This window comes from Caldovatus sediminis, from assembly GCF_014644455.1.
Lineage (GTDB): Bacteria > Pseudomonadota > Alphaproteobacteria > Acetobacterales > Acetobacteraceae > Caldovatus > Caldovatus sediminis.
The window spans coordinates 150128-163685 of sequence record NZ_BMKS01000007.1; the positions used below are offsets into that span (position 1 = coordinate 150128).

Genomic DNA, 13558 nt, shown 5'->3' on the forward strand with positions numbered 1-13558 from the left:
CCCTCTGCGTCGGCCGCGCGTGTAGAATGCCCCGCCCATGCCCGCGATTCGCCTCCTGCCCGAGACCACCGCCAACCGCATCGCCGCCGGCGAGGTGGTGGAGCGGCCGGCCGCCGCGGTGAAGGAGCTGGTCGAGAACGCGCTCGACGCCGGCGCGACGCGCATCCAGGTGACGCTGGAGGAGGGCGGCATCGCCCGCATCCTGGTCGAGGACGACGGCTGCGGCATGGACGCCGCCGACCTCGCCCTCTGCGTCGAGCGCCACGCCACCTCGAAGCTGCCGGAGGAGGCGGCGCTGTTCCGCATCGCCACCCTGGGCTTCCGCGGCGAGGCGCTGCCTTCGATCGGCGCCGTGGCGCGGCTCTCCCTCACCTCGCGCCCGCGCGGCGCGGCGGAGGCGCACCGGATCACGGTCGAGGCCGGGCGGGCCTCCCCGGTCGGCCCCGCCGCCGGCCCGCCGGGCACGCGCGTCGAGGTGCGCGACCTGTTCTTCGCCACCCCGGCGCGGCGCCGGTTCCTGCGCGCCCCGCGCACGGAGGCCGAGCACGCGATCGAGGCGGTGCGTCGCCTCGCCCTGGCCTGGCCCGAGGTGGCGTTCCGCGTCGTCTCCGACGGGCGCGAGGCGCTGGCGCTCGCCTCCGCCGCGGACCGGACCGCCCGGGTGCGCGACCTGCTGGGCGCGGAGTTCGCCGCCGCCGCGGTGCCGGTGCGCGGCGCGTGGATGGACCTGGCGCTCGAGGGACTCGCCGCGCTGCCTGCCTATACGCGCGCCACCGCCGCGGAGCAGCACCTGGTGGTCAACCGCCGGCCGGTGCGCGATCCGCTGCTGCGCACGGCGCTGCGCGTCGCCTATCGCGGCCTGGTCGCCGCCGGGCGGCACCCGGTCGCGGCGCTGTTCCTCGACCTGCCGCCGGAGGCGGTGGACGTGAACGTCCACCCGATGAAGACCGAGCTCCGCTTCCGCGAGGCGGAGCGGGTGCGCGGCGCGCTGATCGCCGCGCTGCGCCGCGCGCTGGAGGTCGGCGCGGGCGCGGCGGTGCGCGGCGCGGCCCTTCCGCCGCCCTCGGCCGCGGCCGCGGATGCCGACGCGCGGGCCGCGGCCTCGGCGGACTTCGCCCTCGCCGCGCCCGCGCGCCCGGCCCCCGCCGGGTTCGCCGAAGCCCCGGCGCTGCCGCTCGGCTTCGGCGGGGCGGGGACGGACCGGCATGGCGGCGCCGCGGCCGGCCTCCCGCCGCGCGCGGACGGCGCCGCCGCGGGCCCGGCCGCCGCGCCGGCCGGGGATCGGCCGCTCGGCCGCCCGCTCGCGCAGATCCTGGAGACCTACATCCTCGCCGAGGCGCCGGACGGGGCGCTGATCCTCGTGGACCAGCACGCCGCGCACGAGCGCCTGACGCACGAGGCGCTGCGCGCGCAGCTTCTCGCCGGGGGCGTGCGCAGCCAGCCCCTGCTGCTGCCCGCCGTCGTCGCCCTGCCGCCCGCCGATGTCGCGCGGCTCCTCGCGGAGGCCGGGACGCTGGCGCGGCTCGGGCTGGAGGTCGAGCCCTTCGGCCCCGGCGCGGTGCTGGTGCGCGCCCTGCCGGCGCTGCTCGGCACGCCCGACCCGGCGCCGCTGCTGCGCGACCTGGCCGACGAGCTGGCCGAGACCGACGCCGCGGGCGAGGCCCCGGCGCTCGCCGGGCGGCTCGACGCCGCCATCGCCCGGCTTGCCTGCCACGGCTCGGTGCGCGCGGGGCGGCGGCTCACCGAGGCGGAGATGGCGGCGCTGCTGCGCGCGATGGAGGCGACGCCGCGCGCCGCGACCTGCAGCCACGGCCGGCCGACCGTGCTGCGCCTCGGCCGCGGCGAGTTCGAGCGGCTGTTCGGGCGGCGGTAGAGCGGATCGCGGCCGGCCGGGAGCAGCCGGAAGCGTGGATCCGCTCGGCGGACAGCGAGCGAGCGCCGTTGCCGCGGGCACGGCCGGGCGAAAACGGCTCCAGCCTTCGGCGCCCTCGATCCTATCCGGCGGCGCGGAAGATCCGCAGCCGCGCCGCCCCATGCACGCGCTCCGCCAGCAGCGCGTATCCCTCCGGCATCTCGACCTCCTCGCCGCGCCCCGTCTCCGCGCAGACCACCGCCCCCGGCGCGATCCATCCCGCCGCGCCGAGCGCCGCCAGCGCCCGCGGCACCAGCCCCTCGCCGTAGGGCGGATCGAGGAACACCAGCCCGCAGGGCGCCGGGGCGCGCGGCGGGCGGGTCGCGTCGGCCGCGAGCACCGTGGCGCGCGCCTCCTCGCGGCAGGCGGCGATGTTGGCGCGCAGCGCGGCGAGCGCGGCGCGGTCGGTCTCGAGGAAGGTCGCCTGCGCGGCGCCGCGCGAGAGCGCCTCCAGCCCCGCGGCGCCGGTGCCGGCGAAGGCGTCGAGCACGCGCGCGCCCTCGATCACCCCGCGCCCGCCCCAGGGCGCGTGCCAGAGCATGTCGAACAGCGCCTGGCGCACGCGGTCGGCGGTCGGCCGGGTCCCGGCGCCGGGCGGCGCGAGGAGGCGGCGGCCGCGATGGCGCCCGGCGATGATGCGCGGCATCGCCCACCGCCTTAGAGCAGATCGCGGACGGCTGGAAACAGCCGGGAGCGTGAATCTGCTCGGCAAACAAGAGCGAGAACCGTTGCAGCGAGCACAGCCGAGCGAAAACGGCTCTAGCCGCGCCCGGGCCGCCGCCCGCCGCCGCGGGGGCGCCGGTCCCGTCCCGCATGGCGCGCGCGCGGCGGGCGCCGGGGAGGCAGCGCGGCGGCAGGCGGCGCGGGCGGCGCCTCCGGCGCGGCGGGCGGCGGGCGCCGCGCCGCGATCGGCGCCACCTCCGGCCCGAGCTGCTCGCGCAGCACCTTCGGGCTGACCTCCTCCACCGCCCCCCGCGGCAGCGCGCCGAGCTGGAACGGCCCGTAGGCGACGCGGATCAGCCGCGTCACCTGGAGGCCGAGATGCTCCAGCACCCGGCGGATCTCGCGGTTCTTGCCCTCGCGCAGCGACACGGTGAGCCAGGAGATCAGGCCGCGGCGCGAATCCACCTCCGCCTCGATCGGCCCGTAGGCGACGCCGTCGATGGTGACGCCCCGCGCCAGCGCCGCGAGGTCGCGCTCGTCGAGCCTGCCATAGACCCGCACCCGGTAGCGCCGCAGCCAGCCCTGCGCCGGCAGTTCGAGCCGCCGCGCCAGGGCGCCGTCGTTCGTCAGCAGCAGCAGCCCCTCGCTCGTCAGGTCGAGCCGGCCGACCGAGACGAGGCGCGGCAGGCCGGGCGGCAGGCGCTCGAACACGGTCGGGCGGCCCTGCGGGTCGCGATGCGTGGTCACCAGGCCCGGCGGCTTGTGGTAGCGGAACAGCCGCGTGCGCCCCGGCGCGGCGACGGGGCGGCCGTCCACCGCGACGGCATCGCCGGGGCGGACGAAGGTCGCGGGCGTCTCGACGCGGCGGCGGTTGAGCGTGACCCGGCCCTCGGCGATCAGCCGCTCGGCGTCGCGCCGGCTGGCGACGCCGGCGCGGGCGAGCCACTTGGCGATGCGCTCGCCGCGCGCGGTCTCCGTCCCGCCCTTGTCCTCCTCGTCCCCGCTCACCGGCGGCAGGCTTCGACGAAGGCGCGGAAGATCAGCGGATCGGCGGGGTCCACGGCGTATTCCGGGTGCCACTGCACGCCGAGGGCGAAGCGGTAGCCCGGATGCTCGACCCCCTCCACCACCCCGTCCGGCGCGACCGCGTTCACCACCGCCCCGTCGCCGGGCCGCTCCACCGCCTGGTGGTGCGCGCTGTTCACCGCCATGCGCGTCCGGCCGACGATGCGCCCGAGCAGGCTCTCCGCCCGGATCGCGACCTCGTGCCCCGGCTCGGTGCGCGGGTTGGGCTGCTCGTGCGCCAGCGCGCCGGGGACGGCGTCCGGGATGTGCTGGATCAGCGTGCCGCCGAAGGCGACGGCGAGGAGCTGCTCGCCGCCGCAGATGCCGAGCACGGGCAGGTCGCGCGCCAGCGCGCCGCGGGTGGCGGCCAGCTCGAAATCGGTGCGGCCGGGCTTGAGCGTGACGGTCGGATGCGCCGGGCCGCCGCCGTAGAGCGCGGGGTCCACGTCGAAGGCGCCGCCGGTGACGAGGAGGCCGTCCAGCTCGTCCAGATAGGCTTCCGCAAGCTCGGCATGGTGCGGAAGCGCGACGGGCAGGGCGCCGTGCTCGACGAGCGCGCCGAAGTAGTTCTGCCGCAGCGCGTACCACGGGAGCCTGGAGTAGCCGCCGGGCGGCTCCGAATCGAGGGTGACGCCGATGACGGGGCGGGTGCGGGGCATGGCCGCGTTGCTAGCGTTCGAGGCCGCGCCGGGGCAAGCTTCCCGCGATGACCCCGATGGAGATCGCGCTGGAGGAGGCCCGCGCCGCCGCCGCGCGGGGCGAGGTGCCGGTCGGCGCCGTGGTCACGGACGCCGCCGGCCGCGTGCTTGCCCGCGCCGGCAACCGGGTGGAGGAGCTCGCCGACGCCTCCGCCCATGCCGAGCTGCTCGCCCTGCGCGCCGCCGCTGCCGCGCGCGGCGAGCCGCGCCTGCCCGACTGCACCCTGACCGTGACCCTCGAGCCCTGCCCGATGTGCGCCCAGGCGGCGTCGTTCTTCCGCGTCCGGCGCCTGGTCTTCGGCGCCTACGACCCGAAGGGCGGCGGGGTGGAGCACGGCGCGCGGATCTTCGCCGCCCCCTCCTGCCACCACGTGCCGGAGGTGGTCGGCGGGGTGCGCGAGACCGAATGCGCCGCGCTGCTGCGCGGCTTCTTCGCCGTCCGGCGCTGAGCCGGCCCGGCCGGTCCGCCCGATCGGCTCGCCCGCCGGTTGACCGCGCCCGGGTTTTTCCCCTGTATGCCGTCCGGTTCAGGCCAGGGGGCGGGCGACGACGGCATGCGGGTGATCCAGGGCGAGGATCTGCTCGCCGGCAGCGACCACGAATTCCTCGTCACGCTCTACACCAGCGTGCTGAACCGCTGGCCCGACGAGGAAGGCTACCGGCACTATCTCGGCCGCATCGAGGGCAACGCCGCGGAGCGCCGTGCCGTCGTCGAGGAGGTCGCGACCTCGGAGGAGGCGCGCCGCGTCGGCGTGAGCGTCCGCTTCGGCGACGACCCGCCCCTGGGGCCCGCCCCGGCCGTCGAGCCGCCGCCGGCCGCCGTCTCTGCCGAGGCCGTGTCCCCCACGCCCCCCGTTCCGCCGCCGGCCGGGCTCGCGCAGGAGATCGCGGCCCTGCGCCGCGAGATGGACCTTCTGCGCGTGGCGACCGCAACGGCCACCTCCATCCGCGCCGAGGCAGCCCCGGAGGGACGGCTCGAGCGCGTCGAGGCCGCGCTCGAGGCGCTGCGCGCCGATGTCGAGGCGCTGCACCGCTATGCCGCGGGCGCCCTCAAGCGCCAGCTCGCCGACTACGTCAACGACCTGCTGAGCGTCGAGCGCGCGCATCTCGAGAACCGGCTCCGCCTGGTCGAGAAGCGCCTGCTCGAGGACGGCAACCAGGGCGCGCGCTGACCCCGGTGCCGCAGCCGCCCGAGCGCATCGTCCTGGTCGCGCCCGTCGCCTCGCGCCGCTCGCGCGCGGCCGCCGTGCTGCGCGCGCTGCTGCCGGCGCTGACCCGCGGCGGGATGCGCGTCGTGCTGGTGGTCGAGGACGCCGCCTCGGCGGCCGCCGTGCCGGCGGCCGCGGGCGCCGCCGAGGTCACGGCGATGACCGTCGCCGAGTGGCGCCGCGCGCCCCTGCTCGCGGCGCTGCCGCACCTGTTCGAGCTGGCCGACCATCCGGACCACGCCTTCGTCCGGCGCGCCGCGCTGGAGCGGCCCGGCGGCGGACTGGTGCTGCACGACCTGTCGCTGCACCGCCTGGTCGCGGGCATGACGCTCGGCGCCGGCGCGGCGCGCGGCTACGAGGCGGCGATGGCCGAGGCCTACGGGCTGCCGGGACGGCGCCTGGCGCGGCTTCGACAGGAGGGGTTCCACTCGCCCGCCCAGGCGGCGCGGCTGCCGCTGCACCACGCGCTGCTCGACGGCGCGCGGCACGTGGTCGTGCACCACCGCGGGGCCGTCGCCTGGCTGCGCGGCGGCGCCGGCGAGCCGCCGCCGGCAAGCGTCGCGCCCTGCTGCGCGCCACCGCCGCCGGCCACGGCGCCGGACCGCGGCGCGGCGCGGGCGCGGCTCGGGCTGCGGACCGGGGAGGAGCCGGTGCTGCTGGCGCCGGAGGGCGCCGGCGCGGCGGCGCTGCGCGTGCTCGCCGCGCTGCGCGCGCAGGGCGGGCCCGGCGCGGCGGCGGTGCTGCTGCTGCGCGGCGAGGACGCCCGGGACGAGGCGCTCGCCGCAGCCGCAGGCCAGATGGGGGTGGCGGATCGGGTGCGCGCCCGCCTGTCGGCGGAGGAGGACGAGGCGACGGCCCTGCGCGCCGCCGATCTGTTCCTCGATCTGCGCCCGCCCGAGGCGGCGACGGCCGGCCCCCTCGCAGCGGCCTTCGCGGCCGGGCTGCCGGCGCTCGCCTGGGACCTCGGGCCCGCCGGGGAATGCCCGGAAGAGGCGGTGGCGCGCCTGCCCTTCACCGCCGACCCGGCAGCGCCCGCGCGCGCCGCCGCCGGATTGCTGGCCGACGCGCCGCGGCGCGCCCTTCTCGGACGCTGGGCCCAGACCCTCATGCAGACGGACTGGACGCCGGAGCGCGCCGCCATGGTCTATCGCGCGGTCCTCGCCTCGCTAAGCTGAGATCCCGCCCGCGAGGGCGGACCGGAGCGAGGGACGCGATGGCGGCCGGCATGCTGCGCTACGACGAGCTGCGCACCGCCCCGAATGCGGGAGAACCGGCGGCCGACCGGCAGAACGGCGCGGCCGCGGCCGCGCTGCGCGGGCGGGGCGGCGCCCTGTTCGGTGTCTGGCTTCCGCTGGTCGGGCTGAGCATCAACACGGTGGTCGTCGCCTCCGTCTGGGACGGCGATCCGCCGGCGTCGCCCGGCGCCGGCCTGCTGGAGACCGATGCCGCGGTGATCGGGCAGCGCAGCCGCGCGTTCGCGCCGCTGGCGCGCGGCGTGGTGCCGCCCTCGCCGGCGCGCGGCGGCATCCACACCCATCGCTGGTTCGTGCTGCGCGAGGCCGATGTGGAGCGGCTCGTCGCGCTGACCCTGCCCGCATGGGAGGCGCTGGAGGCGGACTCCGCCGCCCGCATCGAGGGGCTGTGGCGCTGCCGCGAGACCGAACCGGAGGGCGTGGCGACGCTGCTGATGCTGGTCTGGTACCCGAGCCTCGCGGAGTGGGAGGCGACGCGCTTCTGGCGCCCGAAGCCCGCCGGCGCGGCGCAGCCGAACCGCGACGCCTGGGCCGGGGCGTTCCGCCAGCGGCGCGACCTGCTGCTGGACTCCTGGGTGACCGTCCACCGCCTGGTGCCGCCGGCGCCGGCTTGAGCGCCGCCGCCGCCCGGCCTACGCAGAACGGGAGAGGGAGGAGACGCCGCATGGACCACGCCTGGCCCCTGGAGGATCCCGGCTTCGTCGCCGCCTGGCGGGCCGCCTGCGAGGCGGACCCGGTGCTGGCCCACTGGCGGATCGGCGCGGCGCTGCGCTTCGCGGTCGCGAGCGGGAGCGCGGAAACGACCTTCGCCTTCGGCGAGGCGCCGCCCGGCCCGCCCGCCTTCACGCTCCGCGCGCCGCCCTCCGTCTGGGCGAAGTTCCTCGCCCCCGTCCCGCCGCGCCACCACCACAACCTCTTCGCGATGCGTGCGCGCGTGCCGGAATTCGCCGTCGAGGGCGACGAGCTGGCCCTCGCCCAGCACTGCCACATCGCCCGGCGCACGCTGGAGGTCGGGCGCTGGCTGGTGCTGCACGGCACGCAGGCCAACGCGCCCGTGCCGGCCTTCCCGCGCCCCTCGCTGCCGGAGGGCGAACCCGCCGCGATCGCCGGCGCCTACCTGCCGATCCGCGTGGACGGCACCGCCTACCGCGTCTATCGCGAGCAGGCCGGCGAGGGCCCGCGCGACCTGCTCTGCCTGCACACGGCCGGCGCCGACGGGCGGCAGTTCCACCGCCTGATGGCGGACCGGCGCCTGACGCGGCACTGGCGCCTGACCGCCTTCGACCTGCCCTGGCACGGCAAGAGCCCGCCGCCCGCGGCCGCGCCGCCCGGAAGCTGGCGCCTGACCACCGACCGCTACGTCGCGATCATCATGGAGGTGGTGCGCGCCGCCGGCCTCGTCCGCCCGGTCGTGCTCGGCGCCTCGATGTCGGGCGAGATCTGCCTCGAACTCGCGCTGCGCCATCCGGAGGCGTTCTCCGCCATCATCGCCTGCGAGGCGACGGACAACATCCAGGGCCGGCAGACCCCCTGGGCGAACCATCCGCGCGTCAACCAGTCGGTCTTCGTCCCCGAATGGGTGTTCGGCCTGATGGCGCCGCAGAGCCCGGCGGAATGCGCCGCGGAGATCTGGTGGCACTACAGCCAGGGCGGCCACGCCACCTTCGCGCGCGACATCGAGTTCTACTCCGGCGAGTGGGACGCGCGCGAGCGCGTGCACCGCATAGACACCGCCCGCTGCCCGCTGTTCATGCTCACCGGCGAGTACGACTATTCCTGCACCGTCGAGGCCTCGGCGGCGACGGCGGCGAAGATCAGGGGCGCGCGCTTCACGGCGATGCCCGGGATCGGCCACTTCCCCTTCGCCGAGAACCCGCCGCTCTTCGCCGAGCACCTGCTGCCGATCCTGGACGAGATCCGCGCCACCGCGAGGGAGTGACACGGCCATGGCCGCCAACGACATGACGATCCGCGACCTGCGGACGACGCTGCTGCGCCTGCCCTGGCCGGACGACCCGTGGCTCGCGGGCCACGCGCTCGGGCCGACGCGCGACCTCGCGGTGGTGGAGGTGGAGACCGCCGGCGGCATCGTCGGCATGGGCTATCTGCACCCGCTCGGCGCGCCGCCGGTGCTGCGCACCCTCGGCGCCTGCCTCGAGGAGGTGGTGAAGCCGCTGGCCCTCGGCCGCGACGCGACGGAGATCGAAGGCATCTGGCGCGACCTCTGGCGCTCTACCCTGCCCAAGGGGCGGGGCGGGATCGTCATGATGGCGGCCTCGGCGCTCGACATCGCGCTGTGGGACGCGGTGGGGAAGAAGGCCGGGCTGCCGCTGCACCGCCTCTGGGGCCATGTGCGGTCGCAGATCCCGATCTACGGCAGCGGCTGCTTCCGCGGCGCCGGCGGCGACGGCATGATCGCCAAGGCGAAGCACTACGTCGGCCAGGGGTTCAAGGCGATCAAGATGCAGGTCGCGCATGTGCACGACCTCAAGACGGACCTCGCCAACGTCCGCCGCATGCGCGAGGCGCTCGGCCCCGACGTCGAGATCATGATCGACGTCAACATGGGCTGGACCGCCGACGTCGCCATCCAGATGGGCCGCAAGTTCGAGGCCTACGACATCTACTGGCTGGAGGAGCCGGTGGTGGCCGACGACTTCGCCGGCTACCTGCGCGTCGCCGAGGCCCTCGACATGCGCGTGGTGGGCGGGGAGACGCACTTCTCCCGCCACGACCTCAAGCCCTTCTTCGAGAACCCGCGCCTGCCGATCCTGCAGCCCGACCCGATGCGCGGCGGCCTGACCGAGCTGCGCAAGATCGCCGCGGTCGCCGACACCTGGGGCATGACCATCGCGCCGCACCTGTTCCCGGAGCTGAACGTGCACCTGCTCGCCTCGATCCCGAACGCGAGCTGGGCGGAGCACATGGGGCTGCTCGACGACCTCTGGGTGCATCCGCCGGAGATCCGCGACGGCATGATCACCGCGCCGGAGCGGCCCGGGCACGGCCTCGCCTTCAAGGCGGAGGTGCTGCGCGACTTCCGGCTCTGACAGCCTGCCGGGTTTGCGGCCGAACCACCCCGGTTTTGCGGGAGGCTGTTTTGCTAGAATCAGGCCGCCAAGGCGGCGGGCTCGAGTTGCTCGTGGTATCGGACCTCGGCTTCGGCCGGCGGCATGTCGCCGGTCGGCGCGAGGCGGCAACGGCGGTTGTGCCAGTCCACCCAATCGAGAGTGGCGTATTCGCCCGCGTCCAGCGAGCGCCACGGGCGACGACGGTGGATCGCCTCCGTCCTGACCAGGCCGATGACGGTTTCGGCGAGCGCGTTGTCGCAGGATTCCCCGACGCTGCCGACGGAAGGCTCGATTCCAGCCCTGAGCAGGCGGTCCGTGTACCGAATGCAGACGTATTGAGACCCCCTGCCGCTATGGTGGGTCAGGCAACCCTTCATCGGCCTGCGCTCGTGCAGCGCCTGCTCCAGAGCATCGAGAACGGAAGCGGCATGGGCCGTGCGCGACACTCGCCAGCCGACGAGGCAGCGCGCGAAGACATCAATGGCGAAGGCGTGCCGACGAAGCCCTGCCGGGTCGCCACATGGGTGAAGTCCGACGCCCGCAGCACGTTCGGCTGTGGCGCCCGGAACTGCCGGTTCGCCTTGTCTGCCGGGCGGGGCATGCCCTCGTCAGCGACGGTGGTCCTCGTCTCCTTGCCCCGAACGGCGCCACCTGGGCCCATTCGCCGCACCAGACGGCCCATCGTGCGGCGGGCGACTGCGATGCCCTCGTGGCCGAGCTGCAGCCATACCTTGCGGACGCCGTAGACCCTGAAGTTGTCCCGATGCGCACGCCGGACCTCTTCCATGAGGACGACATCTCGCCGTGCGCGCGGCAACGCGATCAAGGCTCCTGCCGGCGGTCGAGCTCCGCCACCGCAAAATCGCCGACGCCCTGCGCAGGATTTCGGTGGCCTGGCGAAGCTCGCGAGCCTCGCGTTCCAGGGCTTTGATCCGACCACGCTCCTCGCTCGTCACGCCCGGCCGCCGGCCCGCATCGCGCTCGGCTTGCCGCACCCATTTGCGCGACATCTCGTCCGTGCAGCCGATCTTGCCCGCAATCGGGCCGATCGCCGCCATTGCAAGGCGTGATCACCGCCGTGCTCCAGCGCCAGCCGTACCGCCCGCCGCCGGACCTCGGGCGGAAATCGGTTCGACGTCTTTCTTCCTCGTGGCCCCATCCTCTCAATCCGTGGGGCCTCCGACAAATCCGGGCCGGTTCAGTGAAGGCGCGCGGCGCGGTGCCGCTGCCGGCAGGCTGGACAGGGGGAACTCGCGCTCGCTGCCGGCGCGCCGCGCGCCGACCAGCCAGGCCCATTTCCCCGGCATGCGTCGGCCAACCACCGCCAGTCCGCCGCGGCGTCCGGTCGGCGATGGATGGGCACGCGCTGCGGGCGCGCGGCGCCGTGCCGGGGCGCGGGCCGGACGCGCTCGGGCAAGGGCCGTTTACGCGCGGCTGCGCTTGCCGCAACGGCTCTCGTCCGTTGTCCGTCGGCCGCTTCGCGCTCTCGGCTGCTACGCGCCGACCGCGATCTGCCCTAACGCACGGCGGCCCGCCGCCGGCGGTCCTCGCCGCCCCCGCGCCAGAGGCGCGGATCGGGGTCGGGGAGGCCGTCGCGGAAATCGGCGTCGCGCCAGCGCCGGTCCTTGCGGTCCTCTCCCGCCGGCACGAGGGAGGCGGCGGGGCGCGGCGCCGCCCGGCCGTCCGGACGCGACGGGGCGGCGTGGCCGTGCCCGTTCCCGTTGGCGCTCCGCGGCGGCCGGGCGGTCCGCTGCGGCGGGCGATCCCGGCTCCGGTCGCCGGAGCGCATGGCGGCCGGGGCGCCGCCTGGCTGACGGCGCCCGTGGCCGACGCCCTCCGCCGCGCCCCGCTGCGGCCGGCCCTGCCGCGACGCGGGCGGCGGCGCGGCCGTCGCCGTGTCCGCGCCCTTCCCCTGCTGCCGGTCCTCGGCGGGCAGGCGCAGGCGGATCAGCTTCTCCACCGCCTGCAGCTTCTCCCGCTCCTCCGGCGCGCAGAGCGCGATCGCGACGCCGGAGGCGCCGGCGCGCGCGGTGCGGCCGATGCGGTGGACGTAGCTCTCCGGCGTGTCGGGCAGGTCGAACTGCACCACATGCGTCACGCCGTCCACGTCGATGCCGCGCGCGGCGATGTCGGTCGCGACCAGCACCGGCGCGCGGCCGGCGCGGAACTCGGCGAGCGCCCGCTCGCGCTGGCCCTGGCTCTTGTTGCCGTGGATCGCGTGGGCGGCGATGCCGTCCTGGCCGAGCTGCTTCGCCACCCGGTCGGCGCCGTGCTTGGTGCGGGCGAAGACCAGGGTGCGGCCGACGCCCTCGCCGCGCAGCAGCTCGGCGAGCAGCGTCCGCTTGCGCGCCGCCTCGACGAACAGCACGCGCTGGGCGATGCGCTCCACCGTGGTGGCCGCCGGCGTCACCTCGACCCTGGCGGGCTCGCGCAGGATGTCGGCGGCGAGCCGCTCGATCTCGCGCGGCATGGTGGCGGAGAAGAACAGCGTCTGCCGGTCCCTCGGCAGGGCCGGGACGACGCGCCGGACGTCGGGCAGGAAGCCCTGGTCGAGCATGCGGTCGGCCTCGTCGAGGACGAAGACGCGCACCGCGTCGAGCCGCAGCGTGCGGCCGTTCAGGTGGTCGAGCAGCCGTCCCGGCGTGCCGACGACGATGTCCACGCCGCGCTCGAGCGCGCGCACCTGCGGCCGGTGCGGCACGCCGCCGAAGACGGTGGCGACGGAGAGGCCGAGGTGCCTGCCGTAGACCTTGATGTTGTCGGCGATCTGGCTGGCGAGCTCGCGCGTCGGGCTGAGCACCAGGGCATGGCAGCCGGCGCGCGGCGGGCGGCCGGGCGTGGCGGCGAGCCGGTGCAGCATCGGCAGCGCGAAGGCCGCGGTCTTGCCGGTGCCGGTCTGCGCGATGCCGAGCAGGTCGCGCCCGTCGAGCGCGAGCGGGATCGCCTGCGCCTGGATCGGGGTGGGAGCGGTGTAGCCGGCCTCCTCCAGCGCGCGCAGCAGCGGCGCCGAGAGGCCGAGAGTGGAGAAGGACATGAGAGAGGATGCGCACTTTCGCGGACGCGCCGCGCGTCGCGCGCGGGGCGTCATGGGGTTGCGGGCAGAACACCCCGCGTGCCTGGAGCTGTTCCGGAAGGCTGGACGCTGCCGCTTCCCGGTCCGGTGCAGCCCGCGGGGGGCGACCGATCACGCAACCGGGCGGCGCGTGGCGCGCGGTCCGTCCGACGCGCCGACGGATCACCATATGCGGGCGGGGCGCGGCGAATGCAACCGCGCCGCGCGCGGGTCTGTCCCGCGCGGCGTGGGCGCCAGAGCCGTTTTCGCTCGGCCGTGCGCGCCGCAACGGCTCTCGCCCGTCGTTCGCCGGGCCGCTCGACGTTCCCGGCCCTTGCAGCCGTCCGCGCCCTGCTACGCCGTCGGCCGCCGCACGAAGCCGGGCTCGTCCGGGGGATCGGCGAACTCCTCGACGATCCGGTCCACCCGCGCGAGGCGCGGCCCGGCGCGGCAGGCGGTGAGCAGCGCCTGGACCGCGGCCTCGTCCCCCGCCACCAGCGCCTCCACCGCGCCGTCGAGCGTGTTGCGCACCCAGCCCTGCACGCCGAGCCGCGTCGCCTCGCGCACCATCCAGTCGCGGAACCCGACGCCCTGCACCCGGCCCTCGATGCGGATGCGCCGTCCCCTCACGGCCTG

General features: G+C 76.5%; 12 protein-coding genes and 1 pseudogene. 7 read left to right on the forward strand and 6 right to left on the reverse strand.

Annotation, left to right across the window (positions count from 1 at the left end; translation table 11 throughout):
- Positions 1-37: 37 nt before the first annotated feature.
- Positions 38-1873 (forward strand): DNA mismatch repair endonuclease MutL, encoded by a 1836-nt coding sequence (gene mutL / locus IEX99_RS13280; protein ID WP_188901006.1) that lies wholly within the window; start codon positions 38-40, stop codon positions 1871-1873.
- 121 nt (positions 1874-1994) lie between these two features.
- Here the strand turns inward: mutL and rsmD are convergent, their stop codons facing one another.
- The 3 genes from rsmD to IEX99_RS13295 form a co-directional block, all read right to left on the reverse strand.
- Positions 1995-2558 (reverse strand): 16S rRNA (guanine(966)-N(2))-methyltransferase RsmD, encoded by a 564-nt coding sequence (gene rsmD, locus IEX99_RS13285; RefSeq protein ID WP_188901008.1) that lies wholly within the window; start codon positions 2556-2558, stop codon positions 1995-1997.
- A gap of 113 nt (positions 2559-2671) precedes the next feature.
- The gene (locus tag IEX99_RS13290) at positions 2672-3583 is read right to left on the reverse strand and encodes a pseudouridine synthase (RefSeq protein WP_188901010.1); all 912 of its coding nucleotides are present in this window, start codon (positions 3581-3583) and stop codon (positions 2672-2674) included.
- Positions 3580-4299: a gamma-glutamyl-gamma-aminobutyrate hydrolase family protein gene (locus tag IEX99_RS13295; RefSeq protein ID WP_188901012.1), complete on the reverse strand. Its 720-nt coding sequence runs from the start codon at positions 4297-4299 to the stop codon at positions 3580-3582. The genes IEX99_RS13290 and IEX99_RS13295 overlap by 4 nt, the downstream gene beginning before the upstream one ends.
- A 47-nt stretch (positions 4300-4346) precedes the next feature.
- Between IEX99_RS13295 and IEX99_RS13300 the strand changes: the two genes are divergently transcribed.
- The 6 genes from IEX99_RS13300 to IEX99_RS13325 all read left to right on the forward strand — a co-directional run bounded on the left by IEX99_RS13300 (position 4347) and on the right by IEX99_RS13325 (position 9849).
- Positions 4347-4787: a nucleoside deaminase gene (locus tag IEX99_RS13300; protein WP_188901014.1), complete on the forward strand. Its 441-nt coding sequence runs from the start codon at positions 4347-4349 to the stop codon at positions 4785-4787.
- Positions 4788-4853: 66 nt separating this feature from the next.
- The gene (locus IEX99_RS13305; protein WP_188901016.1) at positions 4854-5510 is read left to right on the forward strand and encodes a DUF4214 domain-containing protein; all 657 of its coding nucleotides are present in this window, start codon (positions 4854-4856) and stop codon (positions 5508-5510) included.
- Between the two features lie 5 nt (positions 5511-5515).
- Positions 5516-6721, forward strand: coding sequence for a hypothetical protein (locus IEX99_RS13310; protein WP_188901018.1), 1206 nt, complete (start codon positions 5516-5518; stop codon positions 6719-6721).
- Between the two features lie 38 nt (positions 6722-6759).
- The gene (locus IEX99_RS13315; RefSeq protein ID WP_188901020.1) at positions 6760-7413 is read left to right on the forward strand and encodes a hypothetical protein; all 654 of its coding nucleotides are present in this window, start codon (positions 6760-6762) and stop codon (positions 7411-7413) included.
- Positions 7414-7463: 50 nt separating this feature from the next.
- Positions 7464-8738 carry an alpha/beta fold hydrolase gene (locus IEX99_RS13320; RefSeq protein ID WP_229678014.1) on the forward strand — a complete coding sequence of 425 codons (1275 nt, stop codon included), beginning with the start codon at positions 7464-7466 and terminating at the stop codon, positions 8736-8738.
- A gap of 7 nt (positions 8739-8745) precedes the next feature.
- On the forward strand, positions 8746-9849 hold the full coding sequence (locus IEX99_RS13325; protein WP_188901022.1) for a mandelate racemase/muconate lactonizing enzyme family protein: 1104 nt from the start codon (positions 8746-8748) through the stop codon (positions 9847-9849).
- Between the two features lie 59 nt (positions 9850-9908).
- On the opposite strand, the pseudogene IEX99_RS13330 reads toward IEX99_RS13325, so the two are convergent.
- The 3 genes and pseudogenes from IEX99_RS13330 to IEX99_RS13340 form a co-directional block, all read right to left on the reverse strand.
- Positions 9909-11029: pseudogene (locus tag IEX99_RS13330) on the reverse strand (IS3 family transposase).
- Positions 11030-11386: 357 nt separating this feature from the next.
- Positions 11387-12904, reverse strand: a complete 1518-nt coding sequence (locus IEX99_RS13335; RefSeq protein ID WP_229678015.1) for a DEAD/DEAH box helicase — start codon at positions 12902-12904, stop codon at positions 11387-11389.
- Positions 12905-13276: 372 nt separating this feature from the next.
- Positions 13277-13552 (reverse strand): acylphosphatase, encoded by a 276-nt coding sequence (locus IEX99_RS13340; protein WP_188901026.1) that lies wholly within the window; start codon positions 13550-13552, stop codon positions 13277-13279.
- Positions 13553-13558 lie beyond the last annotated feature (6 nt).